The organism is Clostridium sp. 'White wine YQ' (assembly GCF_028728205.1).
In the GTDB taxonomy this organism is placed as follows: domain Bacteria; phylum Bacillota; class Clostridia; order Clostridiales; family Clostridiaceae; genus Clostridium_T.
In genome coordinates this window covers 169,068-194,332 of the sequence record NZ_JAQYUU010000003.1, presented here as the reverse complement: position 1 = coordinate 194,332, position 25,265 = coordinate 169,068, and the positions used below count along the sequence as shown (strand labels likewise).

General features: G+C 29.6%; 23 protein-coding genes and 1 pseudogene. 23 read left to right on the top strand and 1 reads right to left on the bottom strand.

Translation table 11 applies throughout. The features are described from left to right. Window positions 1-63 precede the first annotated feature (63 nt). The 7 genes and pseudogenes from PTZ02_RS13150 to PTZ02_RS13125 all read left to right on the top strand — a co-directional run bounded on the left by PTZ02_RS13150 (window position 64) and on the right by PTZ02_RS13125 (window position 5,249). Window positions 64-2,031, top strand: a complete 1,968-nt coding sequence (locus PTZ02_RS13150; RefSeq protein ID WP_274228257.1) for a BglG family transcription antiterminator — start codon at window positions 64-66, stop codon at window positions 2,029-2,031. Then, complete coding sequence (locus tag PTZ02_RS13145) at window positions 2,031-2,456, top strand: transcriptional regulator GutM (protein WP_274228256.1); 426 nt, start codon at window positions 2,031-2,033, stop codon at window positions 2,454-2,456. Before PTZ02_RS13150 ends, PTZ02_RS13145 begins: the two co-directional genes overlap by 1 nt. 26 nt (window positions 2,457-2,482) lie before the next feature. Next, on the top strand, window positions 2,483-3,031 hold the full coding sequence (gene srlA / locus PTZ02_RS13140) for a PTS glucitol/sorbitol transporter subunit IIC (RefSeq protein WP_274228255.1): 549 nt from the start codon (window positions 2,483-2,485) through the stop codon (window positions 3,029-3,031). A gap of 25 nt (window positions 3,032-3,056) precedes the next feature. Beyond that, a pseudogene (locus PTZ02_RS19710) lies at window positions 3,057-3,548 on the top strand (PTS glucitol/sorbitol transporter subunit IIB); the annotation flags it as partial. 39 nt (window positions 3,549-3,587) lie between these two features. After that, window positions 3,588-4,010 (top strand): PTS sorbitol transporter subunit IIB, encoded by a 423-nt coding sequence (locus PTZ02_RS19705; RefSeq protein WP_443112622.1) that lies wholly within the window; start codon window positions 3,588-3,590, stop codon window positions 4,008-4,010. A gap of 24 nt (window positions 4,011-4,034) precedes the next feature. Continuing rightward, complete coding sequence (locus tag PTZ02_RS13130; RefSeq protein ID WP_274228254.1) at window positions 4,035-4,400, top strand: PTS glucitol/sorbitol transporter subunit IIA; 366 nt, start codon at window positions 4,035-4,037, stop codon at window positions 4,398-4,400. 45 nt (window positions 4,401-4,445) lie between these two features. After that, a complete protein-coding gene (locus PTZ02_RS13125) occupies window positions 4,446-5,249 on the top strand; it encodes an SDR family oxidoreductase (protein ID WP_443112621.1) in 804 nt (267 codons plus the stop codon). Between the two features lie 266 nt (window positions 5,250-5,515). On the opposite strand, the gene PTZ02_RS13120 is transcribed toward PTZ02_RS13125, so the two are convergent. Next, window positions 5,516-7,099 carry an ABC-F family ATP-binding cassette domain-containing protein gene (locus PTZ02_RS13120; RefSeq protein ID WP_274228252.1) on the bottom strand — a complete coding sequence of 528 codons (1,584 nt, stop codon included), beginning with the start codon at window positions 7,097-7,099 and terminating at the stop codon, window positions 5,516-5,518. A 393-nt stretch (window positions 7,100-7,492) separates the two neighbouring features. Between PTZ02_RS13120 and PTZ02_RS13115 the strand changes: the two genes are divergently transcribed. The 16 genes from PTZ02_RS13115 to PTZ02_RS13040 all read left to right on the top strand — a co-directional run bounded on the left by PTZ02_RS13115 (window position 7,493) and on the right by PTZ02_RS13040 (window position 25,254). Next, a complete protein-coding gene (locus tag PTZ02_RS13115) occupies window positions 7,493-8,308 on the top strand; it encodes a Cof-type HAD-IIB family hydrolase (protein WP_274228251.1) in 816 nt (271 codons plus the stop codon). 18 nt (window positions 8,309-8,326) lie between these two features. Beyond that, window positions 8,327-9,130, top strand: a complete 804-nt coding sequence (gene yidA / locus PTZ02_RS13110) for a sugar-phosphatase (protein ID WP_274228250.1) — start codon at window positions 8,327-8,329, stop codon at window positions 9,128-9,130. Between the two features lie 184 nt (window positions 9,131-9,314). Then, on the top strand, window positions 9,315-9,686 hold the full coding sequence (locus PTZ02_RS13105; protein WP_274228249.1) for a GntR family transcriptional regulator: 372 nt from the start codon (window positions 9,315-9,317) through the stop codon (window positions 9,684-9,686). Window positions 9,687-9,699: 13 nt separating this feature from the next. Then, entirely contained in the window at window positions 9,700-10,398 is a 699-nt protein-coding gene (locus PTZ02_RS13100) for an ABC transporter ATP-binding protein (RefSeq protein ID WP_274228248.1), read from the top strand. A gap of 5 nt (window positions 10,399-10,403) precedes the next feature. After that, on the top strand, window positions 10,404-11,138 hold the full coding sequence (locus PTZ02_RS13095) for a hypothetical protein (RefSeq protein ID WP_274228247.1): 735 nt from the start codon (window positions 10,404-10,406) through the stop codon (window positions 11,136-11,138). A gap of 144 nt (window positions 11,139-11,282) precedes the next feature. After that, window positions 11,283-14,477 carry a DEAD/DEAH box helicase gene (locus tag PTZ02_RS13090; protein WP_274228246.1) on the top strand — a complete coding sequence of 1,065 codons (3,195 nt, stop codon included), beginning with the start codon at window positions 11,283-11,285 and terminating at the stop codon, window positions 14,475-14,477. Window positions 14,478-14,669: 192 nt separating this feature from the next. Continuing rightward, complete coding sequence (locus PTZ02_RS13085) at window positions 14,670-15,407, top strand: hypothetical protein (protein ID WP_274228245.1); 738 nt, start codon at window positions 14,670-14,672, stop codon at window positions 15,405-15,407. A 183-nt stretch (window positions 15,408-15,590) separates the two neighbouring features. Continuing rightward, window positions 15,591-17,786, top strand: a complete 2,196-nt coding sequence (locus PTZ02_RS13080; protein WP_274228244.1) for a DNA topoisomerase III — start codon at window positions 15,591-15,593, stop codon at window positions 17,784-17,786. 141 nt (window positions 17,787-17,927) lie between these two features. After that, a complete protein-coding gene (locus PTZ02_RS13075; RefSeq protein ID WP_274228243.1) occupies window positions 17,928-19,256 on the top strand; it encodes a helix-turn-helix domain-containing protein in 1,329 nt (442 codons plus the stop codon). A 247-nt stretch (window positions 19,257-19,503) separates the two neighbouring features. Further along, window positions 19,504-19,647 carry a hypothetical protein gene (locus PTZ02_RS13070; protein WP_274228242.1) on the top strand — a complete coding sequence of 48 codons (144 nt, stop codon included), beginning with the start codon at window positions 19,504-19,506 and terminating at the stop codon, window positions 19,645-19,647. Window positions 19,648-19,740: 93 nt separating this feature from the next. After that, complete coding sequence (locus PTZ02_RS13065) at window positions 19,741-21,012, top strand: MFS transporter (protein ID WP_274228241.1); 1,272 nt, start codon at window positions 19,741-19,743, stop codon at window positions 21,010-21,012. A gap of 12 nt (window positions 21,013-21,024) precedes the next feature. Then, window positions 21,025-22,785, top strand: coding sequence for a B12-binding domain-containing radical SAM protein (locus tag PTZ02_RS13060; RefSeq protein WP_274228240.1), 1,761 nt, complete (start codon window positions 21,025-21,027; stop codon window positions 22,783-22,785). Window positions 22,786-22,798: 13 nt separating this feature from the next. Beyond that, the gene (locus PTZ02_RS13055) at window positions 22,799-24,067 is read left to right on the top strand and encodes a M16 family metallopeptidase (RefSeq protein WP_274228239.1); all 1,269 of its coding nucleotides are present in this window, start codon (window positions 22,799-22,801) and stop codon (window positions 24,065-24,067) included. 15 nt (window positions 24,068-24,082) lie between these two features. Continuing rightward, a complete protein-coding gene (locus tag PTZ02_RS13050; RefSeq protein ID WP_274228238.1) occupies window positions 24,083-24,652 on the top strand; it encodes a hypothetical protein in 570 nt (189 codons plus the stop codon). 239 nt (window positions 24,653-24,891) lie between these two features. Continuing rightward, entirely contained in the window at window positions 24,892-25,065 is a 174-nt protein-coding gene (locus PTZ02_RS13045) for a hypothetical protein (protein WP_238883569.1), read from the top strand. 15 nt (window positions 25,066-25,080) lie between these two features. Further along, a complete protein-coding gene (locus PTZ02_RS13040; RefSeq protein ID WP_238883570.1) occupies window positions 25,081-25,254 on the top strand; it encodes a hypothetical protein in 174 nt (57 codons plus the stop codon). Window positions 25,255-25,265 lie beyond the last annotated feature (11 nt).

The window sequence follows — 25,265 nt, the reverse complement described above, 5'->3', positions numbered from 1 at the left end:
TTAATTAGTTAATCAAAAAGTTCTAATATAAAAATATAAGGAGAAGGGGGAAGAAAAGACAAGATGAATCTAATTTCTATTGATAGTAAATTAATGATTCTAATTATGAATTTACAAGAAAAAGAGTTCCTGTCTTTAGAAGAGCTTGCAAAAAACTTAGAAGTTAGCACAAGAACTATACGAAATTACATTAAGCAAGTAAATGAAGTACTTGATAGAAATGTAGCTCAAATTGAAAATTATAAAGATAAGGGATATAAGCTTGAGTTATACGATAAGCTAAAATTTTTAGAAACCCAACAAAAATATCTAGATAATAAGGTTAATTTTAAGTGGTTGGTAACTCCAAATGATCGCATTGAATATCTAGTAAGAAAGTTTTTAAGAGAGGAAAACACTTTTAAAACTGATGATTTAGCTGAAGAATTAAATGTAAGCAGAACAACATTAATAAACGATATGAAAAAAATATCAAGTATAATGAAAAAATTTAACTTGCAAATAAAGGGAAAGACAAATGACGGTATATCATTGCAAGGTAATGAAATTAACAAAAGATTATTTTTCTTATACTTTTTTTATAAAGAATTTAAGGAAGAAGCTATTAGATTTGATAATGGACAAGTACTATCCAAAGATGAGTACAATAAGACAAAATCCAAGCTCAAAAAACTATTTAATGAAAATAAGTATAAGATTTCTGATGAAGGACTAAACAGTATTATTAATTTTGCGATAGTTCTATTTATTAGAATAAAGCAACAGAAGTATATTAAGAGATTAGAAGAGAAACACAAAAAGCTTGTATATAGTGATGATTTCATAATGGCACAAAAGATTGCAGAAATGATTTCAAATGAGTTAGATATAGAAATGCCGAAGAATGAAGTTATATTCTTAACCTTACCACTAATGGGAAGATATTCCCCAATAAGAGAGGATAAAAATTATCTAAAGATTAATCCGAACATAAATAAAATGGTTGAATGTATATTTAATCAGATATATGAGGAAATGGGTCTGGATTTAAATGAAGATGAAGAAATGAAAGTAAGTTTAGAATATCATTTAAACTTCGCAATAAATAGAATAATGTTCAACCTACCAATAAATAATCCTTTGCTTGAAGATATAAAAAAATATTATCCATTTCCATATGCCTTAGCAAAGATTGCAGCTAGGACAATTGAAAATCATTACGATGTAAAGGTTATCGAAGATGAAGTGGGGTATATAGCATTGCACTTTGGAAGCTACGTTGAAAGAAGAAGCAGTAAGTACTTTTCAATAAAGAATATAGCTCTTGTATGTGGTACTGGACTCGGGACAGCAAAACTTCTAGAAATTAAATTAAGAAAACTCTTAGGAAATGAAAAAAAGATAGATATATTTTCTGACTCAGAGATGTCTACAGAATTACTTAATCAATATGATATTGTATTTACTACTGTAAACCTAAGCTATGAAGCTGAACCTATAGTGATAAAGTTAAATGCGATTTTTAGTGATTCAGAAATAATAAAAGAAATAGAGAAAAAATACACCTTCAAAAAATATAAAAATGATTATAGTGAGCTTAGGAAACCATTTATCCATTTAAACTTACCTGAAGAGCAATTATTTATATTAGATAAAGATAATTATTTAGATAACATTGAATATATGGTTGATAAGCTATCAAAGATTATAAAACTTGATAAGGGCTTTAAAGAAAGATTATTAGAAAGAGAAAGAAAGTCTCCAACTGCCTTTGATAACTATGTGGGATTGCCTCACACTGTAAATTATGGAAATGATAAGTTCTTGATTTCTATGGGGATACTAAAGAAACCAATATTCTGGGGAGGCAATGAAGTTAGAATAATAATAATGCTCATTGTTCCAGATGAAGAGAATATCGATGCCGATATGGTCATAAAGGTTTATGAAGAAATTTTAAAAGTATGTCAAAATAAAAAGTTTGTAGAGGAACTATGCAAGGTTAGAAATTATAAAGAGTTTTTAGAATTAAATAGAAAGGAGAATTTTTAATGAACGAAGTAGTTTTATTAATTTTAATAGGAATAATATGCTGGTTATTAAATTTTGCTTTAGGATTTATACAAATTAAAAACTTTAATGAAAATTATATAGAAATGAGAAGAAAAGGAAGAGTGGTAATAGGGAGAAAGAGAGGATATCTACAAGCAGGAACGATTATCTTATTAAATGTAGATGAAGAAGATACTATTTTCTCTTGCAAAATCATTCAAGGAATATCAGTATTAGCTAAAATGAAGCAGTTTAATGGACTTGAAGGAAAACAAATAAATAAGTTAACGCAAGATGACATTAGCCAATATAGAAAATTAACTAGGGTAGCAATTTTAAATGCTATAGATAATTTCAATCAATTTAAAAAGGAGGAGATAAATGAAAAGGAAGCTACAGAACATTTAGAAGGAAATTTTAATTAATTATTATCAACAAGGAGGAATTATAAATGCAAACATTAGCACAATATGCTGACAAGTTTATGGGTCTATTTAGAGCAGGGGGAACTACTTTTGTAAGCTTTGTTACTGGGATAGTTCCAGTATTAGTTGCCTTACTACTAGTAATGAATGCTCTTATAAAATTAATTGGAACAGAAAGGATAGATAGATTAGCACAAAAATCTGCAGCAAACCCAATAACAAGATATTTAGTTCTACCAGTAATAGGGACATTTATTTTCGCTAATCCTATGACTCTATCTCTAGGAAAATTTTTACCAGAAAAATATAAACCTAGTTACTATGCAGCAGCATCATTTTCATGCCACTCAATGAATGGATTATTCCCTCATATAAATCCAGGAGAATTATTTATATTCCTAGGAATTGCAGATGGGATAACAAAGCTTGGACTATCATCCACAGACTTGGCTGTAAGATATCTTTTAGTTGGTATGGTAACTAACTTCTTTAGAGGGTGGGTTACAGATTTCACCACTAAATTTGTTCAAAAACAACAAGGGGTACAACTTAGCGAGAGTGTAGATTTAGCCTAATTAAGTATATGAAAGGAGAATTGAGATGGAGTATAAAAAACTTAAAATAACTAAAGGTTCAGCAGGTTGGGGAGGCCCAATATATGTAGAGCCTAATGAAGCAAAAAATAAAGTAGTTTATATAACTGGTGGTTCAAAGCCTAAAGAAGCTGTTAAAATAGCAGAACTAAGTGGATGTGAACTTGTAGATGGATTTAAGACAGGTGTTAAGGACAGTGAAATAGCGTGTGTTGTAATAAATTGTGGTGGAACTTTAAGATGTGGAATATATCCTCAAAAGAAAATACCTACAGTAAATATTATGGCGACAGGTAAAAGTGGTCCACTAGCAATGTATATAAAAGAAGATATTTATGTTTCAGATGTTAAGGAAAAAAATATAGAGATAGTATAAAGGGAGGCAATTTAAATGAGTTATGATACTGACAAAAAGATAAGTGAGCAAAGCGATGGATTAGTTGCAAGAATAGGTATAGGAATAGGAAAGATAACAGCCATATTCTTTCAGGCTGGAAGAGACACTATTGATACAATTTTACACACCATACTACCATTTATGGCTTTCGTTGCAACCTTAATAGGTATTATTAATGCATCAGGGTTAGGAAATGCGTTTGCAAAATTACTTACTCCACTTGCAGGAAGTATTTTTGGATTAATAGTTTTATCTCTTATATGTTCTTTTCCACTACTTTCACCATTTTTAGGACCTGGAGCAGTTATAGCTCAAATAATAGGAGTTCTAATCGGAGTTGAAATAGCAAAAGGTAACGTACCACCACATCTAGCATTACCAGCTTTATTTGCAATAAATGCTCAATGTGCAGCTGATTTTATTCCTGTAGGATTAGGTTTAGCTGAAGCAGAACCGGAGACGGTACAAGTTGGGGTTCCTTCAGTACTATATTCAAGATTTTTAACAGGAGCACCTACCGTAATAGTAGCATGGCTAGCTAGCTTTGGTCTATATTCATCTTAATGTAACTAGAAAGGAATAAAATATATGGAATTAGTGTATAAGACAGTTGTAACAGAAATAGGACAAAAGGCCAAGGAATTTTTAGCACATAATATGTTTATAACATTTAGAGGAGATGCCCCAGAAGAACTTAAAGATTATTGTTTTATCCACAATGAAAATGTACTTTATAAAGACATTAAAAAAGGTGATGTATTAAAGATTGATGGAAAAATGTTTAATATAACTTCAGTAGGTGAGGCTGTAAATGAAAATATGAGAAACCTAGGACATATAACTTATAAGTTTAATGGTGAAGATAAAGCTGAAATAGCGGGTACTCTATTTGTTGAAAGCAAAGAAATTCCTTCCATGAAAGTAGGAACAATTATTGAAATAGTGAGAGTTTAAAGAAATATAAGCAGAAATAAGAAAGGTAAGGAGGAATTATCTATGATGAATGAAGAAACATGGTTAGGTATTAAAGGCAATGTAGTAATTGTTACTGGAGGAGCTTCGGGAATAGGAAAGCATATTGCAAGTTGCCTTAATAAAGTAGGAGCTCAAGTAATAGTTAGTGATTTAAATGTAGAGACTGGATCAGGAGAAGCTGGGATATTTAATGTGCAGTGTGATATCACGCAAAAAAACAGCGTAGATAATATGGTTAGGACTGTGGTAGAAAAGTACGGCAAAATAGATGCACTTGTAAATAATGCAGGAGTTAACTTACCAAGGCTATTAGTGGATTTTAAAGGTGAAAAGCCAGAATATGAATTAAATGAAAAAGATTTTGATTTTATGGTTTCAGTTAATCAAAAAGGATTATTCTTATGTACTCAAGCAGTTGTAAAAGAAATGATAAAGAAAGATAAAGGAACTATAGTAAATATTTCATCTGAGGCAGGTATGGAAGGCTCTGCAGGACAAAGCTGTTATTCAGCAACAAAGGGAGCTGTAAATGGATTTACTAGATCTTGGGCAAAAGAGCTCGGGCCACATAACATTAGAGTAATTGGGGTTGCACCTGGAATTAACGAACCAACAGGGCTTACATCTCCGACATATAATGAGGCATTAGCATATACAAGAGGAGTTAAACCAGAACAATTAAGCACTGATTATAGCAAAGTAATTCCACTTGGAAGAGCAGGAAAACTTGATGATATAGGTGATCTAGTTACTTATTTAGTATCAGCTAGAGCTGCATATATCACAGGTACAACTGTTAATATATCAGGAGGGAAATCAAGAGGATAATGTTGGACAAGATATGATTCTTAGAGGAAAGGTAGATCATAAAGTGATTTTAGATTATTTAAATAAAAATGATTTAAAATGGGAAAAGAAAATGTTCGAAATTAATTATAAAAAGTTAGCAAAGAAACTGGCAAATTTCTGATAACTACAAACTAATATTAGAACAAATCAATCCCCTCTTAATTATATCAAAAACTTAAATAAAATTACTAGAAAAAGAACAGGAACCATAAAAAAAGTTCCTGTTCTTTTCACTTAAATATTTATTAGCTTAGTGAAAGATATTCATCATAAGACATTTGCTTATCAACGATAGTTCCATCAGCTTTAACATCTATAATTCTATTAGCAATTGTATCTATAAATTGATGGTCATGTGATGTAAATAATACATTGCTCTTAAAGTCTCTTAATCCATTATTAACAGCTGTAATTGATTCAAGATCTAAGTGGTTAGTAGGTTGATCTAAAACAAGTACATTAGCATTAGTTAACATCATTTTAGATAACATACATCTTACTTTTTCTCCTCCAGAAAGAACCTTAGCTTCTTTTAAAGCTTCATCTCCAGAGAATAACATTCTACCTAAGAATCCTCTTAAGTAACTTTCTGATTTTTCATCAGAGTATTGTCTAAGCCAATCTACAAGATTTAAATCTACATCGTTGAAGAAATCAGAGTTGTCTTTTGGGAAATAAGCTTTGGTAATAGTAACTCCCCATTTGAATTCTCCAGCATCAGGTTCCATTTCACCCATTATTATTTTAAATAGAGTTGTTATAGCTATTTCTTCTCCAACAAAAGCGATTTTATCCTCTTTGTTAACTATGAAGCTAACATTATCAAGAACTTTAACCCCATCAATTGTTTTTGTAATTCCTTCAGCTCTTAAAATATCATTACCAACTTCTCTTTCAGGTTTGAAACCAACAAAAGGATATCTTCTGCTAGAAGGCTGGATATCGTCTAAAGTAATTTTATCTAATAACTTTTTACGTGAAGTTGCTTGTTTTGATTTAGAAGCATTGGCACTAAATCTAGCAATAAAGTCTTGAAGATCTTTAATTTTTTCTTCTTTTTTCTTGTTCTGGTCTTTAGCCATTTGTAAAGCAAGTTGGCTTGATTCATACCAGAAATCGTAGTTACCAACATATAATTTGATTTTACCAAAGTCAACGTCAGCCATGTTTGTACACACTTTGTTTAAGAAGTGTCTATCATGGGATACGACTATAACAGTTCCTTCGAAGTTTATTAAAAACTCTTCTAACCAGTTCACAGATTTAATATCAAGATGGTTAGTAGGCTCGTCAAGGATTAGTATACCAGGGTTTCCAAACAAAGCTTGAGCCAATAATACTTTAACTTTTTCTCCACCAGATAATTCTGAAACTTGCTTATCATGAAGTTCTGTAGGAACGCCTAAACCTTGTAGTAAGGATGAAGCGTCAGATTCAGCTTCCCATCCATTAAGTTCAGCAAATTCCCCTTCAAGCTCAGAAGCTTTAATACCATCTTCATCAGTGAAATCAGGTTTTGCATATATTTCATCTTTTTCTTTCATTATTTCATATAGTCTTTCATTTCCCATTATTACTGTTTCAAGAACAGAATAATTATCATACTGGTAGTGGTCTTGTTTAAGTACAGACATTCTAATATCTTTTGGAATAGAAATTTCACCTGTATTTGGTTGAACTTCTCCAGAAAGAATCTTTAAAAATGTACTTTTACCAGCACCATTTGCCCCTATAACTCCATAACAGTTACCAGGAGTGAATTTAATATTTACATCTTCAAATAGTTTTTTGTCACCATATCTTAAGCTTACGTTAGTTACATTAATCAATATTTCTCATTCCTTTTTTTATAAATTTACACTATCCTCAATATTGTAACATAAGTTTTATTATTAGGGAAGAAATTAGTGGAGCACTACTTCAGGTAAAGCTTAGAATGAAAATGTTAAGCTTAGAAATAAATGAAACTATTAGGGAAATAGATATGAAGTGAAAGGGTTATTTGGAAATAGAAAGTTTTTAAATCCATACAATCTGTTAAAGAAAAGTGTTGATAAATTTAATTGTGAAGTATATGGTTAAAAATTTTATTAAGGATTATATATAATAAATAAATGAGTTTATAAAAAATAAAAGATTTTCAAAATATGAAAATCTATTGGTAGAGTATGTGGCGTATGCAATAATAAAGCTAGAAAGTATGATACTGGAGGGCTTTAATAATGTATAAGTTGATAGCTTTAGATATGGATGGAACAATTCTTAGAAATGACACAACGATATCAGACAGAACAAAAAATGCAGTAAGACTGGCAAAAAAATGTGGGATTAAAGTAGTTCTAGCATCTGGAAGACCTATGGAAGCCATAAATAGTTATTTAGAAGAACTAGATTTAATATCAGAGGAAGATTTCGTTTTAAGTTATAACGGTGCGATAGTACAAAATACTGGGACTAAAGAAAAAATAGTAAGTAATCTATTAACAGGAAAGGATGCACATATTTTGTACAAGCTTAGCTTAGATATGGGGGTAGATATTAACGGATTTTCTAAACATCATGGATTGGTTGCACCAAAAAATAACTTATATATTCAAATACAATGTGATGAAATAAATAAACCTTTAGTTGAAATGGACTTTTATGAAATAAAAGAAGAGGATGAAATTACAAAGATAATAATGACAGAAGATGCGGAAATCTTATCAAGAGGTATTGAGTTAATTCCTGAAAACATATATGAAGAGTATACAGTTTTAAAAAGTGATAAATCATTTTTAGAATTTTTAAATAAAGATAGTAATAAAGGCAAAGGATTAGAATATTTAGCAAATCATTTAGGTATTACAAGAGAAGAAATAATTTCAGTTGGAGATGCTGAAAATGATATGCATATGATAGAATTTGCTGGACTTGGAGTCGCAATGGGAAATGCTTCTCATGATGTTAAGAGAATAGCTGATTATATAGCTCCAACAAATGAAGAAGATGGAGTTGCACATGTAATTGAAAGATTTATATTATCAGATAAACAGTAAAAGTTAAAGGAGAAGTTTATGTACAAGTTGATAGCTATTGATATGGATGGAACTCTATTAAGAGAGGATAAAACTATATCAGATAAAACAAAAAATGCAATAAGAAAGGCTAAGGAAAAGGGTATAAAGGTAGTACTAGCGTCTGGAAGACCTATAGAGGGATTGTATCAATATCTTGAACCATTGGATTTAATATCTGAAGAGGATTATGTTTTAAGTTATAATGGTTCACTGGTGCAAAATACAAAAACAAAAGAAGTGATAATGTCACATTGTTTAAAAGCTAGAGATGGTGATATTTTATATAAGTTGAGTAAAGATATAGGGGTAAATATTCATGGATTTTCAAAAAAATATGGCATGATAACTCCTAAGATAAGCAAGTATTCAGAGATTGAAGCTTTAAGAAATAAGTTTGATTTAAAGGTGATGGATTTTAGATTAGTTGAAGATGAGGATGAATACATTAAGTTCATGATGATAGATGAACCAGATATATTAACTAAAGGAATATCTCTTATTCCAACAGAATTTTATGAGAAATATACAATATTAAGAAGTGAAGATATTTTTCTAGAGTTTTTGAACAAAGAAAGTAATAAGGGTGTGGGGATAGAGGCATTAGCTAACTATTTAGGACTTTCTAGAAATGAAGTAATTTGCGTTGGAGATGCAGAAAATGACAAGCATATGATTGAATATGCAGGGTTAGGAGTAGCGATGGGAAATGCTACAGAAGGAATAAAAGAAATAGCTAAGTATATAGCTCCAACAAATGAAGAGGATGGCGTAGCTCATGTAATAGAAAAATTTATGCTTTAATTTTAGGCTCAGAATATTATGGTGATGTTCTGAGCTATATTTATACTTGGAATAACTAGTAATATTTAGAAAAGGGTAGCAATATGAAGAAAACCTCTGCTGAATTTAAAATATGAAACATATTAAGGATTGATTTTATTGTCGCTGGACTGTACTATTTAAATAGTACACTAGTAAACCTACGATGGAGGTGTTTAAAATAGATTTTGAGCTTAATAATAAAGAACCCATATATCTTCAAATAATGAATTATATAAAGAGAAGAGTGTTATCTGGAGAATTAAAAAAAGGCGATAGATTAGAGTCTGTAAGAGAGTTAGCCAGCAAGCTTAAAGTAAATCCTAATACAATTCAAAGAGTTTATTCAGAGCTTGAAACAGAAGGAATAATATACACTCAAAGAGGACTCGGAAAATATATTACGGAAGACGTAAATATATTAAAAAAGTTAGAACAAGAAAGTGCACATGAGGTATTAGATACTTTTATAAAAAGCATGAAGGAATTAGGGTTTACCAAAACTGAGGTAATAGATTTTATTAATACTAGATATTAAGGGGGAGTAATCAGTGGAGATTTTATTAGAGGTTAAGAATGTTAAGAAATCTTTTGGTCGAAAAATTATACTTGATGGAGTTGAATTTACATTAGAAAAGGGGAAGGTATTAGGAATATTAGGTCCAAATGGTAGTGGGAAAACTACACTCCTTAATTTAATACAAAGTTTTTTGAAACCAACTGAAGGGGAAATATATATAGATGGAAAAGTAGCAGGAGTAGAGACTAAGGGTAGGGTTTCTATGCTACAAGACAAAAATATATTTAGTTGGTGGATGAAGGTCAAGGATGGAATTGAATTCTATAAAGAGTTTTTTGGAGATTTTGATGAAGAAAAGGCAAATAGCCTATTGGATAGATTTAAAATAGATAGGGCTCAAAAAATAAAGTCATTATCTAAGGGAACATATGAAAAATTTGCTATTATTCTGGCACTAAGTAGAAATGCAAAGCTTTTTATACTAGATGAGCCTTTATCTGGCATAGACCCCTTAGATAGAGAAGAGGTTACTGATATTATAATAAATAATTTAAATGAAGAATCTTCTATGATAGTAACAACACATCTTGTAGCAGAACTTGAAAGGATATTTGATGAAGTAGCGTTTGTTAAGGATCGAAAGATATTTTTAAAAGGAGATTCAGAAATTTTAAGAGAGGAAAGAAATAGTTCTCTTGAAGAAATTTATAGGGAAATTTATAAGAGGTAAGAGATATGAGAAATATATTGAAATTTGGATATAAAGAATTGAAGTTATTTTATATACTTGAGATCTTTTTATTTATAGTAGTAAGTTTGATTGGAATGTTTTATCATGGAGTAATTCCAGTGTTTAACCCACTTAGAGTAGGATTTGAATATGCTTTTAATCCAATTAGTGATTTTACAAAGTTATTATTATATATTAATTTAATAGCTGGTGTAGTAATACTACAAATGCAATTAACTAGTTCAAGAGGAAAGCTGATGTTTTTAACTAATATATCAGGAAAGAAATTTTTTCTTTCGCATATAACTGGATTTATACTAATTCAAGCTTTTTTTGGTATTATGGGAGTAATAACCATGTTTTTATCTTCACAAGTTGATACAATGATTGTTTATGTAAGAGTAGTAGATACTTTTAATATCTTTTTGTTGTTTTTAAATACGGTAGCAATTTATCTCATTATCTTGTTTGTTACAACATTTGTAAGAAGTAGAATTAGTAATTATGTTATAGCATCTGGACTCGGTGTAATAGGAAGTTTAGTAGGAGTGTTAATATTCTTATTTATTAATTATATATATCCACATAATTTTTGGCCAGCTGGAACAATGATGTTTCTTATAAATAAAATGTTCTATGTTACAATAAATATTCCAATAATTTTAATACAATGCCTCTTAGGTGTATTAGTATTCTTTAAAATATCTAAAGTACTAGAGAATAAATTGGATATAGTTTAAGATTAATATTTCACAAAATAAGGTGCGTTAGGACATTTATAGGTTTTAGCGTACTTTATTTTATTCTTCTATAAAAATGGGCTATAATTATAATATGTTTTATAGTTAAAACACTTGTTAGAAATTACTTTAGGAGTTGTAATAATGAATATAAAAAGTGCACTTTATGAAGTGTTAGATAGATGTTCAGATATAGATATTTCAAAAGCTAAAAATGTTTATAATCAAGGTTGTATATTAAGCGGAGAGTACAAACAAAATGAAGGACTTTACATAATAAAAGGCGATGTGTTATCCCAAGATCTTATTAATACTTATTATAGTTCGGTGATAATAAGTGAAAAAAATGCTGAACTTGAGCAAACTTATTGTAGTTGTGCAGATTATGAAAAGAATTCAGTAAGAAGAGTAAATTATAGATGCAAACATATAAATGCCTTGCTGCTATATCTATTAAATCAAGATCAAGAAAACATAAGGACTTCAGAAATCAATAGTTCAAAAAGAGTAGAAGACGAAGAAAAGATGCTGATGGATTTCTTTAAGATGCAGAGGCAAGGTCTATATAAGCAAAAAATAACTCTTGAAACATATGTAGAAATTGAAGGATGGTACTTTAACATACATTTTAAAATAGGCAATAATAAGTTGTATGTTGTAAAAGGGCTAAGAGAATTTCTAGAGGCATTTAGAAATAAAGGAACAGTAGAATTTGGTAAAGAATTTGTTTTCCAGGGAAATAAGCATACTTTTAGTAAGGAAGATAAGAATCTTATAAAATATTTAATTACTCAAATGGCTATGGAGGATTTTTTAAGAGGAAGCTTCTCTTTATATAATAAAAGTATAATAAAAGGTAAGGCGATGACTCTACCTATAGATAAGCTTAGGGAAACCCTATCCATTATGGGAAATCATAAGATATTTCTTAAGATAGGATTTGAAGATATAGGAGAAGTGAAAATTGTAAAAGAAAACTTACCTATTAGCTATAGTATAAGAGAAGAAGGAAATCATATATTTCTTACACAAGAAGAAGGATATATCTCATTAAATAAAACAAAGGATGTATTTTTAAATGGATCCAAGGTTTATTTGCCATCAGAAGAACAAGTAGAAGTGTATGGAAGTATATATGAGAAATTAGGGAAAGAGAAAGTTATTAATAGTAAGTTTAAAAATCAAGTATTAGGTAATTTACTTCCCATAATAGAACGCGTAACTTCAGATATAAGTTTAGACAGAAATATGAGAGAGAGTTTTATAAATGAGCCTCTTAAGGTGGATTTTTATTTAGATAGAGAAAAAGATATAACCTTAGAAGTACTCTTCAGATATGGTGAAGAAATGATAAATCCATTAGATGAGCCAGAGGATTTTGGTGATAAATTTATAACAAGGGAATTAGATAAAGAAAAAGAAATTTTAGAGGTAATAGAGAAGCTTAATTTTGCTATAGGTGCAAGGAAATTTGTGCTTAAAGGTGGGGAAGCAGCGGAGTTCTATTTTTTAAGAGATGGAGTTCAGAAGCTTATAACATTAGGAAATATATATTATTCAGATAGAGTTAAAAAAGAAAAAGTAGTAAAAGAAATTAAGATAAATGCGTTGATGAGAGAAGAAAGAGATTATTTTACTTTTCAATATGACATAGATGAGCTTTCTCCAGAGGATGCGAGAGAAATCATATACTCAATAAATAGGAATAAAAAATATCATAAGATAAAAGGAGGAGCTTTTATTGATTTGGATAACGAAGAGTTAAAAAAGCTTCATAGGTTTATTGAGAGTGTAACTTCAGGAGAGGAAATAGAAAATGAAATAAATATACCTAAAAACAAGGCATTGGTAATTGAGTCCTTAGCTAATGAAGAGAGAGCGACATTTATAAATGGCTTAGAATGCATAGATGAAATGAAGAAAAGAATTCACTCATTAGAAAACTTTAAAGTTGATGTTCCTAAAGAGTTAAGAGGAGAATTAAGGGAGTATCAAAAAATGGGGTATAGTTGGATGAAATCCTTAGACTATCTAGGCTTTGGTGGTATATTAGGAGATGAGATGGGGCTTGGAAAGACACTTCAGGCGATTACTTTTATATTGTCTAATAAAGGTAAAAAGACACTTATTGTAGCACCAACTTCTTTAGTTTATAACTGGTTAGAAGAATTTAATAAATTTGCACCATCCTTAAAGGTGGAAGTTATGGCAGGAACTCAAACTCAAAGAAATAAAACAATCAATAACTTAGATAAATTAGATGTTTTAATAACTTCATATGGAGTATTAAAAAGAGATGAAGAATTATATAAAAAAGTTTCTCTAGATTATTTAATAATTGATGAGGCACAGAATATTAAAAATTCCTCATCACAAAATGCAGAAACAGTTAAAAGCTTAAATGCAAAAAGACGGTTTGCATTAACTGGTACACCATTAGAGAATTCTTTGGTTGAGTTATGGTCAATATTTGATTTCTTAATGCCTGGATATTTATATGGCGAAAAGAAATTTAAGAGAATATTTGAAAAGCAGGAAGAGGGCATAAATAACCTATCTTTATTTATAAAGCCATTTATTTTAAGAAGGTTAAAAAGGGATGTAATACAAGAATTACCTGATAAAATAGAAAAAAATATTTTAATAGATATGGAAAGAAAACAAGAAAAAATATATAAAGCTTATGCAGATTATGCTAAGGAAAGAATTAGAGAAGAACTTAGCAAATCAGGAGTTAATATTAAAGTGTTGGCCTATCTTACAAAATTAAGGCAGTTATCCCTAGATCCTGCATTAGTTGTGGATAACTACAATGAGCAAAGCGGAAAGCTGGGGGCGTTTTTAGAAATCCTTAATCAAAGTATAGAGGAAGGACATAAGGTTCTAGTTTTTTCACAATTTACAACCATGCTAAAGAGGATAAGTGAATTGATGAAATTAAATGAAATAGAACATTTTTATTTGGATGGAGCTACAAAGGCTCAGGATAGAATTAAAATGGTTAATTCATTTAACGTGGATGAAACTAAAGTTTTTTTAATATCTCTAAAGGCAGGGGGAACTGGTCTTAACCTAACTGGAGCAGATGTGGTTATACATTTCGATCCATGGTGGAATCCTGCTGTAGAAGATCAAGCTACAGATAGAGCTCATAGATTTGGACAAAAAAATGTAGTAGAAGTAATAAAGCTTATAGCAAAAGGATCTGTAGAAGAAAAGATTATAAAATTACAAGAAAGTAAGAAAGAACTAATTAACATGGTTTTAGAAAATGGATTAGATTCTGGAGAAATATTAAAAGGATTAAAAGAAGAAGAATTATTGAAACTGTTTGGTTAGTCATTTAATATGAAGACTAAAAATGGAGTATTGAATATATATTCAATACTCCATTTTTGTGTAAATTATAGGAATAATCCTTAAGAAAACAAGAAGTATATAACAATATATTAGAAATAATATAATTTTTGACAGTTATGGGCGCTGAAGGTAAAATGAGTATAGAGATTCTATAAAGGTAGAGGGGTAAAAATGAGTAAAAGAATAATGGCTGGTATAATAGCGGGAATATTAATGCTAGGGATTGCAGGATGCTCAAATAAGAGTAAAGGTGATGATAAAACAAAGACAGAGGACACATCGGCAAAAGTAGAGAATGCAGCTGATGGACAAGGACAAAGGACATCACAGAAACAATTAGACAGACAAAATATTTCAGAAATAATAAAAACTAAAGAAGATTTATATAAATTTGGAAGAGATCATATTGATAAATTTAAACAGGTATTTGCAAAATATAATGTATCAAGTAACATGGATACAAGTGCCGAGTTTCATCCAGATAAAAGAGATGCATCTTTTGGAGAAATTGATATGGTTATGACTAATAAAATAGAAATAAATGATGGCGCACAGAATAAATATGAAAATATTAATTTCAATATGGGAACAAGTCCAGAGACTAAAAAGGGTGGATTGGAACTTGAAATATTGGTGACAGTTCCTATAGATAGAGTATTTAAATTAGAAGAATATCAGATGCTAAAAGATATGATATTAGCAATGTATGATGGAAAGTATGACTTTAAGAAGAATGACTTAGATAAATGGGTGAATGACACAATAAAAGCCGAAGAGCAAGGTCCCCTAGGGGGAAAGTACAGAACAAATGGTTTTTTCTCAGAGCATGTAGGAGTATTTTTTGATAAGGCAGGAGGAACAATGAATATAGGATATACAATATCAAAAATGGAAATTCCAGTGCAGTAGTATATAGTATTAAATTAAGGTTGTATATTAGAATTTAAGTAATATTTAATTATATAGTATTTTTAAGACTCTTCTTATATTTATAGCAATATAAGAAGATTTCTTTTATTTATTTAGTGTATAATAAAATGAGTTTTTAAAAATCTCTTATTTAAAGAGACGATAAGTGAAAGGAAATAATATATGAGTAAAATATTAGTTTTAGCAGAAAAACCTTCTGTGGGAAGAGAACTTGCCAGAGTTTTAAAATGTAGTAGAAAAGGCAATGGATTTATAGAAGGAGATAAATATATAGTAACCTGGGCATTAGGGCATTTGGTAACATTAGCAGATCCAGAAGCTTATGATGATAAATATAAGGCTTGGAAGTTAGAGGATTTACCAATGCTTCCAAAACATTTAAAACTTGTAGTTATAAAGCAAAGTGGAAAGCAATTTAATGCTGTAAAAGAACAGTTAAATAGAAAAGATGTAAGTGAGATTGTTATAGCTACAGATGCAGGAAGAGAAGGAGAACTAGTTGCTAGATGGATTATTGAAAAGGCAAGGGTAAATAAACCAACTAAGAGACTTTGGATTTCATCTCAGACAGATAAAGCTATATTAGATGGTTTTAGAAATCTTAAACCATCATCTCAATATGATAATTTATATAAGGCAGCACAGTGTAGATCGGAGGCTGACTGGGTTGTAGGGTTAAATGTAACTAGAGCACTTACTTGTAAACATAATGCGCAGCTTACAGCAGGAAGGGTTCAATCAGCAACCCTTGCAATGATAGTAAATCGTGAAGAAGAAATAAAGAATTTTAAACCAAAGGATTATTATGTAATTAATGCAAAGGCTAAGGGATTTGCATTAAGCTATAGGGACAAAAATAATAACAGCAATATCTTCGATTTAGATAGAGTAAATAAAATCCTTGCAGCAACAAAAGGTAAAGAAGCTAATGTCGTAGATGTTACTGAAAGTGCCAAGAAACAATTCGCACCAGCTCTTTATGATTTAACAGAGCTTCAAAGGGATGGAAATAGAATATATGGATATTCAGCAAAGCAAACTCTATCAATAATGCAAAGATTATATGAAAACTATAAGATATTAACTTATCCAAGAACTGATTCAAGATATATTTCTAGCGATATAGTAGCAACGCTTCCGGATAGATTAAAGGCTATATCCATAGGAAATTATAGAGCATTAGCAACAGAGATATTAAAAGGAAAGATAAATGCACATAAAGGCTTTGTTGATGATAGCAAGGTTAGTGATCACCATGCAATAATTCCAACAGAGGAAAAAGTTAATATAGGTCTTTTAAGTAGTGAAGAAAGACATATTTATGAGCTAGTAGTAAAAAGATTCTTAGCTGTAATGCTTCCACCTTATGAGTATATTCAAACAACAATAGTTTCTGATATAAATGGAGAAACTTTTGTCGCAAAAGGAAATGTTATAAAATCTAAAGGTTGGAAAAAAGTATATGATAGAGCTGATGATTTATCAGAGGATGAAGATGAGAGAGATAGCCAAGAATTACCTAGCTTAAAGAAGGGTGACAAAATAAATATTCTATCAGTAGAAAGTAAAAAACAACAAACTAAACCTCCAGCAAGATTTAATGAAGGTACATTACTATCAGCAATGGAGAAGCCACAAAAGTATGTAGCTATAGATAAGGCACATGCTAAAACCTTGGGTGAAACTGGTGGAATAGGTACTGTTGCAACTAGAGCTGATATTATAGAAAAGTTATATAATATGTTCTATATAGAGAAGAATGGTAAGGAGATAATACCAACATCAAAAGGTAAGCAGCTTATAGAACTAGTTCCTGCAGAACTAAAATCTCCATTATTAACTGCAGAATGGGAAATGGAGTTAGAGCTAATAAGTAAAGGTAAGAAAAATCCTAATGATTTTATAGATAGAATGAGAAAGTATGCAGCTGAATTAGTTCAAGATGTAAAAGGCAGCAGTGATAAATTTAGACATGACAATCTTACTGGAAAGAAGTGTCCTGAGTGTGGCAAGTACATGCTTGAAGTTAAAGGTAAGCATGGAGTTATGAATGTTTGCCAAGACAGAGAGTGTGGACATAGAGAAAATGTAAGTAAATTTACTAATGCTAGATGCCCAGAATGTCATAAGAGATTAGAACTTAGGGGACAGGGTGAAGGACAAATATATGTATGTGCAAGTGCTACTTGTAACTTTAGAGAAAAAGCATCTGTATTTAATAAGAGATTTGATAATAAAGAACATAAGAATAGTAAAAGAGATGTTCAAAATTATATGAAGAAAATGAAAAAAGAAGCAGAGGAAGTAGTTAATAATCCATTTGGAGACTTAATGGCATTGTTTAATAAGGAAAAATAAAATTCTAGAAGCCAGTAATGTGAACATACATTACTGGCTTTTATAATAATTTATGAAAAATTATATTGAATATAACAAAGGTAAATGATAATCTTTTACTTAAGGGGTTTTAATTTACCAATATAAAGAGGTGCTTAGATAATGAATCTTGAAATAGTAACACCGGGAATGAAGTTAAAAGAGTTAAGAGAAAAACTCGGGATAAAGCAGCATGAATTGGCTGGCAATCAGATTACGCGTAATCTGATTAGTATGATGGAAAATGATAAGGCGAGTATAACGGAACCAACAGCAAAAATACTTTCGGAAAATATTAATCATATTTGTAAGAATAAAAAAATTGATTTTAATGTGTTGCCGGATTTTTTCGAGGATACAGTAGAAAAACAATTGGAACTTGTTTTTCAGGAGTTTATTTTAAAGATTACAAACGAGGAAAGTGATTTCATAAAAGAAAATTATGAACAACATATCTTAAAAATGGAGGACTTGCTAATACGGTTTAATGACAAGTTCAAAAAATATTCTTTATATAAGCTGTTAGGAGATAAATATTATGAAAGTAATGATTATGAAGCAGCATATACTTACTATATAAAAGCATATGAAAATAGCTATAGCTTGCTTTCGAAAGAAGAATATTGTAGGTTGCTTTTAACATTAAGTAATTGTTGTATAAGATTAAAAAGATATGATGAAAGTATTTACAACAATAATTTAGCAATTGCTAATAAAGATAGTATATCAAAAGAATTAGCTTATAATATTATGTTTAACAACTTGTTGAGCTATAAAAATATGAACAACCGTGAAAAGGTGTTAAGTGAGCTCTCCGTGTTAGAAAAGAACTTTTCGGATGAAATAAACAAAAGTGTTAAGCGGAAATTTGAGTGCATGACTATACATGGTAATTGCCTTAGAGAGCTTAATAAATTTAATGAAGCTATAAAAAAATATAAACAATTACTAGATCTATTAGATTTAAATGCTTTGGAGTTTCAAATGGTTACGTTATGTAATTTGCTAGAAACCTATATAAATATTAATGATAGAAAAAATATAAAAATGTATTTGAATAAATCATTAGGGTTGATGAAAAGATATGAGGAGTTATCCCATAGACCTTATTCAGAGTATATATATTATGATATTGGAATAGCGGCGAGAAGGGCTGGAGATGACAATATAGCTATAAAATATCTTGATAAAGGCATAAAATATAGTAGGGTATCTAAAAATGATCAGATATTATTAAATTCTTTTGAGGAACTATTAGAAGTTTATATTAATATGGAAATAGCTGAGGAAATTGATGAATTAAAAAATCAATTTTTAGAAGTTATGTCTTTAGATTTATTGAATGTGGAATGTATATTAACATTGAAATTTATAAAATACTATAATTCAATAAAAGATTTTGATACGATAAACCAAATAACTGAATTTGTTTTAAGTTTAAAAACGAGGTGATTAATCACCTCGTTTTTTATTATAGAGAAACATGCGGTAAACAAATATTATTTACATAAAAAAATGTCGATATTTAATAAACTTGATAGAAAAGAAGGGTAAAGATTAGATTAATAAGTAAAAATGAAAAATGGTTTATTTAAAATAGTAAAGAAAATATCTTTACTATTTTTTTACAGGTTGTTATAATAAGGTAAAGAAAAAAACTTTACCAAAAATATAGATGATTTAGTAGGGAGAAATGAGTATGAAAAAAGTATTGAGAACTAGATTTTTAATTATTGGATTAATAATTATTTCATCATTGAATGTATTTAGTACATTCAGTAGTTATGAACTTAAGGAAGCTAATAATGCACAAGGATTGTCTATAGATCCATTTCCTCGTTAATTGTACCAAATAAAAAAATAAGCTCTGAGATTCAATTTTCACATTTTAGATAAGTGAAAATATAAATCTAAAAATACGCAAGGAGGAGCAACTTTGGAAGAGGGAAAAGTTATAAAAAACAATAAAAAGAATTTGATAAATATAGAACTGATAAAGGATAAAAATTACTTAAAGCAAATGCTAGGAACTGCAATATCTAGATTTGGTGACGGTATAGATACAATAGCATTTGCATGGATAGTCTACAAGTTTACTGGATCAACTGTACTAGTAGCAACGCTATTTGCATTTAATGGATTGCCTAATATTATTTTTGGAGTAGCATCAGGGGTTATATCAAACTATTATTCGAAGAAATTCATAGTTGCAATCTGTGACTTAGGTCGTGCGGTGTGTACAATTCTAATTGCATTTCTCTTTATAACTCAAAGAATTGAAGTTTGGCACTTGTATGTAATAACATTTTTAAATTCAACCTTTGAAGCATGTAGAGGGCCTGCAGCAACCACAATTATTCCATTAATTTTGAAAAATGACAATTTAGAGCAAGGGGTAGCTTTAAATGCATCAAGTAGTAAAGCTGCAGAGTTAATAGGATTAGCGGTGGCTCCTATAATTATAGCTACTTTAAACGTAGAAGCAGCAATTATTATCGATGCAATTACATTCGTACTATGTGGAATACTTATGTTTAGTCTGAATATCTCAGAAAAAATTGCTCGGGAAAAATTAACCGGAGGTTCATATAAAAGAGATTTGAAAGAAGGATTTTCATATCTCTTAAAGGATAAACTTGTATTAAATATATGTGTTTTTGGGGCACTTATAAATGCATTAATTGTACCATATAATGCACTTCAAGCTCCATTTGTAGAAAGAGTGTTATTAAAGGGTCCGGAAGCAATGTCATTTATGAATGTACCACTAATATTAGCGATGACAATTGGCGTTATATTTGTTCCCAAAGTAAAATCTAAGCTAGGTGGAAGAATGATATTTATATCTGGTGGTGTAATTTTAGGAGTAAATTACTGTCTATTAGTTCTCAATAAAATGTTAAATTCAAACATTATAGAAATAGTATTAAGCATCGAAACATTTTTAATGGGCTTAGGGATAATATTTATTAATTTCCCTATTCAAATTGCAATGTATAAGAAGGTTCAGAAAGAGTATTTAACTAGGGTGTCGGCTATTTTTAATGCAATAGTACTATCAGCAATACCAATAACATCGTGTGTTGTGGGAATGATTTCGAACTATATTGGGGTAGGGGAGATATTCATACTATTCGGGGGTTTAACAATTGTTATTTTCAGCCTACAATACTTAAATGGTCAAATAACAAAATTAAATGAAATATAAGAGGGGAAAGATATGAAAAATATTACATTAATCAATTCTTATAATGAAATGGTTAAAAAAAATAATTTTTCAAATGGATTATTTAGTCTTGCTACAATATTAAAAAGAGACGGATACAACGTACAAATAATAGATTTTGATTATCTAATTACGATAGGAAAAGTTAGAAATAGTGGTGATTTTAAAAAGGATACTACCGAAATGTTAAAGTATATTATTGAGACTAATCCTGATATAGTTGGGTTTTACACTATGTGTAGTTCTTATTACTTAACTTTGGAGATAGCAAAGGAACTCAAAAATTTTGATTGTAATATTAAGGTTATGTTAGGTGGTCCACAAGCAACCATGACTGCAGTAGAAACATTGCAAACTTACAATTGGATTGATGTAATAGGCTTAGGAGAAGGTGAAAAGACAATAACGAATATAGTAAAGACGCTATTTAGTAATAAACAATTTAGTAATGAAAATGGAATAGCATATGTAGGGATAGATGGTAAAGTTGTTGTAAATAAAATGGATTTAATTGAAAATCTTGATGAACTACCATTAATCGATTATAGCTTTCTTGAAGGAGAAATAGACAAAGCTATTTCATTAGATGTAGGTAGAGGTTGTCCGTTTAGCTGCAAATACTGCTCTACTAAAATGTTTTGGAAGAGAAGATTTAGATTAAAAAGTACAAATAGAATTATAGACGAAATGATATATCATAAGAAGATATTCGGTATAGATAATTTTATATTTCAACATGATTTATTTACTGCTAACAAGAAAATGCTAATTGAATTTTGTGATAAGGTCATTGACTTAGGGTTAAAATTCCAATGGACCTGCAGCTCAAGAGTAGATACGTTAGATGAAGAAAGTATAGCTAAAATGAAAAAAGCAGGATGCAGAAGTATTTTCTTGGGGATAGAAAGTGGTTCTGAAAAAATACAAAAAGTAATCAATAAAAACCTGAAAATAGATAAAGTATATGAGGTAGTTAGACTGCTAAAAAAATATAACATAATAGTAAGAGCTTCTTTTATGTATGGGTTTCCAGAGGAAACTCTGGAGGATATAGAGTTGACTCTTAAGTTGATTTTTGATTTAAGGATGATGCAAGTAGAAGATACACAGCTTCACTTATTTACAGTCCTACCAGGAACTGAATACTATAATCAGTTAAAAGAAAGATTAATATTTACAAATAAATTATCAGATAGTTCATTTACTAAATATATCAATACTAATATTGAAAAAAGTATTTTAAATAATACAGCAATATTCTCTCAATATTTTGATTTTAGTACTCAAACTAGGACTGAAAGTGAATATTTAGATATATATGTATACTCTATATCTAAAACACTAATGAAGTATATGAGTACAACATATAGGATGCTATATAGTATATTTGGTAGTCACTATAAGGTATTTAGAAATTTAAAAATAGCTAACATGGAGAAGTTTGAAATGCTAAGCAGAGATAAGAATCATCTAAGGATAGATCCTAATAGTGAAATAGAATGCGTTGAAAATTTAATAAATGATATAGACTATTCGGAATACAAAGATAGATTGGTACAGGTATTTGCATTTGAAAGAGATATTATAGAATTTATGTATTTTAGTAAAAAACCAAAAGTTGAAAAGAGCTATGAGTATGATGTATACGATTATAAAAAAAATACAAATAGTCTTGAAACTATTAGTTTAAATCAAATACATGTGTTGTTCACAAGGATAGATGGAAATAAAATAAATATAAAAAAAATTAGTTAAAGGAGTAGGTGTCTTGTACGAGGTATTGTCATTTTGTTTAAGTAATGGTCTAAATGTAGTTATGCATAAGATTCCCAAGACAAATATAATGTCATGCGGAATATGGATTAAGCAAGGCAGCAAGTATGAAGATGATGAGACAAATGGAATATCACATTTAATAGAACATTTAGTGGTATCATCATCAAATACTAATAATGATAAATATAGAGAAATTATGAATGAGATAACCTTTAATGGAGTTGAGTATAACGCAACAACAACAAAGGAACATACACACTACTATTTTACCGGGATAAATACCATGTTACCAACTTGTCTAGATGCACTAGCGAACATTGTGTTATATAACTCAGATATTAGTAGTGAAAAGTTTGAACTGGAAAAAAAGATAGTATTAAATGAGGCTAGCAATTTTTATTCATCATTTAATCAAATAACAGAGAGGACAAGCCAAGCTTTATGGGGGAATTTAGATGTAGGAAGAATAATAGTGGGATCATCTAAGTGCATAAATGATATCACGTTAGATAGGGTTAAAGAAGTAATTCATGAAAGTTATACTCCTGAAAACTCAACGCTAGTTATTATTGGTGATATAGATTACGATGATGTATTAGATCTAATTGAGAAAAAGTTTGGGTGTTGGGAAGATATAGAAACTAGAAAATATAGTGAGCTAATAAACTCTGAATCAAGTATTTATATAAATAGCGATAACAAAGGTATAAATACAGCCTTCTCTATAGGTTTTAGGTTGAATGATACTCATAGTGAAACAAATTCAACTGTTGATATAATTTCAACTATATTAGGCTATTCAGGTTTAGAGTCAAGAATAGTGAATGAAGTAAGAATAAAAAGAGGTTTAGCATATAGTCTTAATTCATTTACATCTATATATAGCAAAAGAGGAAATTTAGCATTTGCAGGGATATGCGGTAACTCAAACGTCGAACAAGTAATGGAATTAATATTAAATGAAATCAGAAAAGCTAAGACAGAAGGATTTACTGAAAGTGAAATTAGTAAAGCAAAAAATATACTTAAAACAAGAGCAATAATTAGTATGAATGACTTAACTAAACATATAAGATTTTTAGCAAATAATGCGATAAATAATAAAGTTTTTTCATTAGAAAATGAGATAAGAAAAATTAATAAATGTACTGATTTTATGATTAATGATGCTATGAATGATATATTTATTAATGATAACATTGGAATGGCAGCAATTGGAAGATTCAACTCAGATAAGGTTGTTGAGATATTAAAAATATAGTAAGGAGGAATAGTTATGGGAGAGGTTCAAACAATATATAATTTTGACTTAATAACTGAGTGCGATGATGTAACAGGAGAATGTGATAATACTATAAAAAATACTGAAATTATATTAGCATTATCTACTAGACCAAGTACAATTAGAGATCTATCTTACGATTTAAAAATTTCACCTCATATTATTCAACTTGCAATAAATAGAATGATAAAAAAAGAAGTAGTAAAGCTTAAGGAAAATAGAATAGTAGAGGGTAGATTGGAAAAGGTATATGAATTAACTACCAACAATATACGAGTGCACAATCAAGGAAATGATACTAATATCAATAAAAATAGAGCTAAGGTTACTGCAATGAATTTCTCTAATTTAGCCACAAGGATTATTGATAATATATCTAATAATGAAAGCAAACCAAATGATGTAAGAGCAATGTTTATAAAGGTGGCTCCTGAAAAAATAGTTGAATTTAAATCAGAATTAGAGATTCTATGCAATAAATTTGCTGCTATGGAAGAACTGGATGAGGACGAAATGTATGGATTTATTACTCTATTAGGGCCTTACTCAATAGATCAAAAATAGAAAAAGCAATTATATAATATTGAAAAATGAGATTAAGTGCATGTTATTTTCTAACTAAGTATTTTTAGCTTTTCGGAGCTTGAAATAATATGAAGCTGTATCAAATAGCCATTGATTATAGGTGTTAGGAGGTGATGAGAATAAGTACTCTTAATAGAGGGCAAATGATTAAAAGATTTGAATTTACTTAAGAGGTATAAATTATTATTGAAATTAAATATGAAAAGGGGAGAATGGGAATGAGTAATGAGAATAAAAAAGAAATAAAAATATCATTGGAGGACATAGAAGTAGTTGACGGAAAGGTGGTAATTACATCACCAGAGATCGTAGAGAAAATAGAAGGTATGAATATTACTGGAGATTCAATTGACGGAGAAGAAGGCTCAAACGTATTAGTAGTTTGGTTTTAGAAGGGGGAAATAAAAATGAGTAATGAAAACAAAAAAGAAATAAAGATAGCATTAGAAGATATAGATATAATTGATGGGAAAGTAGTAATTACATCACCAGAGATCGTAGAGAAAATAGAAGGTATGAATATTACTGGAGATTCAATTGACGGAGAAGAAGGCTCAAACGTATTAGTAGTTTGGTTTTAGAAGGGGGAAAT

Excerpts from the sequence above, each read along its gene's own strand:
- PTZ02_RS13080 (WP_274228244.1), top strand. The coding sequence starts at position 15,591 with ATGAGTAAAATATTAGTTTTAGCAGAAAAACCTTCTGTGGGAAGAGAA.
- PTZ02_RS13040 (WP_238883570.1), top strand. The coding sequence starts at position 25,081 with ATGAGTAATGAAAACAAAAAAGAAATAAAGATAGCATTAGAAGATATA.
- PTZ02_RS13085 (WP_274228245.1), top strand. The coding sequence starts at position 14,670 with ATGAGTAAAAGAATAATGGCTGGTATAATAGCGGGAATATTAATGCTA.
- yidA (WP_274228250.1), top strand. The coding sequence starts at position 8,327 with ATGTACAAGTTGATAGCTATTGATATGGATGGAACTCTATTAAGAGAG.
- PTZ02_RS13125 (WP_443112621.1), top strand. The coding sequence starts at position 4,446 with ATGAATGAAGAAACATGGTTAGGTATTAAAGGCAATGTAGTAATTGTT.
- PTZ02_RS13145 (WP_274228256.1), top strand. The coding sequence starts at position 2,031 with ATGAACGAAGTAGTTTTATTAATTTTAATAGGAATAATATGCTGGTTA.
- PTZ02_RS13130 (WP_274228254.1), top strand. The coding sequence starts at position 4,035 with ATGGAATTAGTGTATAAGACAGTTGTAACAGAAATAGGACAAAAGGCC.
- PTZ02_RS13075 (WP_274228243.1), top strand. The coding sequence starts at position 17,928 with ATGAATCTTGAAATAGTAACACCGGGAATGAAGTTAAAAGAGTTAAGA.
- PTZ02_RS19705 (WP_443112622.1), top strand. The coding sequence starts at position 3,588 with ATGGCTTTCGTTGCAACCTTAATAGGTATTATTAATGCATCAGGGTTA.
- PTZ02_RS13115 (WP_274228251.1), top strand. The coding sequence starts at position 7,493 with ATGTATAAGTTGATAGCTTTAGATATGGATGGAACAATTCTTAGAAAT.
- PTZ02_RS13150 (WP_274228257.1), top strand. The coding sequence starts at position 64 with ATGAATCTAATTTCTATTGATAGTAAATTAATGATTCTAATTATGAAT.
- PTZ02_RS13105 (WP_274228249.1), top strand. The coding sequence starts at position 9,315 with ATGGAGGTGTTTAAAATAGATTTTGAGCTTAATAATAAAGAACCCATA.
- PTZ02_RS13050 (WP_274228238.1), top strand. The coding sequence starts at position 24,083 with ATGGGAGAGGTTCAAACAATATATAATTTTGACTTAATAACTGAGTGC.
- PTZ02_RS13095 (WP_274228247.1), top strand. The coding sequence starts at position 10,404 with ATGAGAAATATATTGAAATTTGGATATAAAGAATTGAAGTTATTTTAT.
- PTZ02_RS13070 (WP_274228242.1), top strand. The coding sequence starts at position 19,504 with ATGAAAAAAGTATTGAGAACTAGATTTTTAATTATTGGATTAATAATT.
- PTZ02_RS13045 (WP_238883569.1), top strand. The coding sequence starts at position 24,892 with ATGAGTAATGAGAATAAAAAAGAAATAAAAATATCATTGGAGGACATA.
- PTZ02_RS13060 (WP_274228240.1), top strand. The coding sequence starts at position 21,025 with ATGAAAAATATTACATTAATCAATTCTTATAATGAAATGGTTAAAAAA.
- srlA (WP_274228255.1), top strand. The coding sequence starts at position 2,483 with ATGCAAACATTAGCACAATATGCTGACAAGTTTATGGGTCTATTTAGA.
- PTZ02_RS13090 (WP_274228246.1), top strand. The coding sequence starts at position 11,283 with ATGAATATAAAAAGTGCACTTTATGAAGTGTTAGATAGATGTTCAGAT.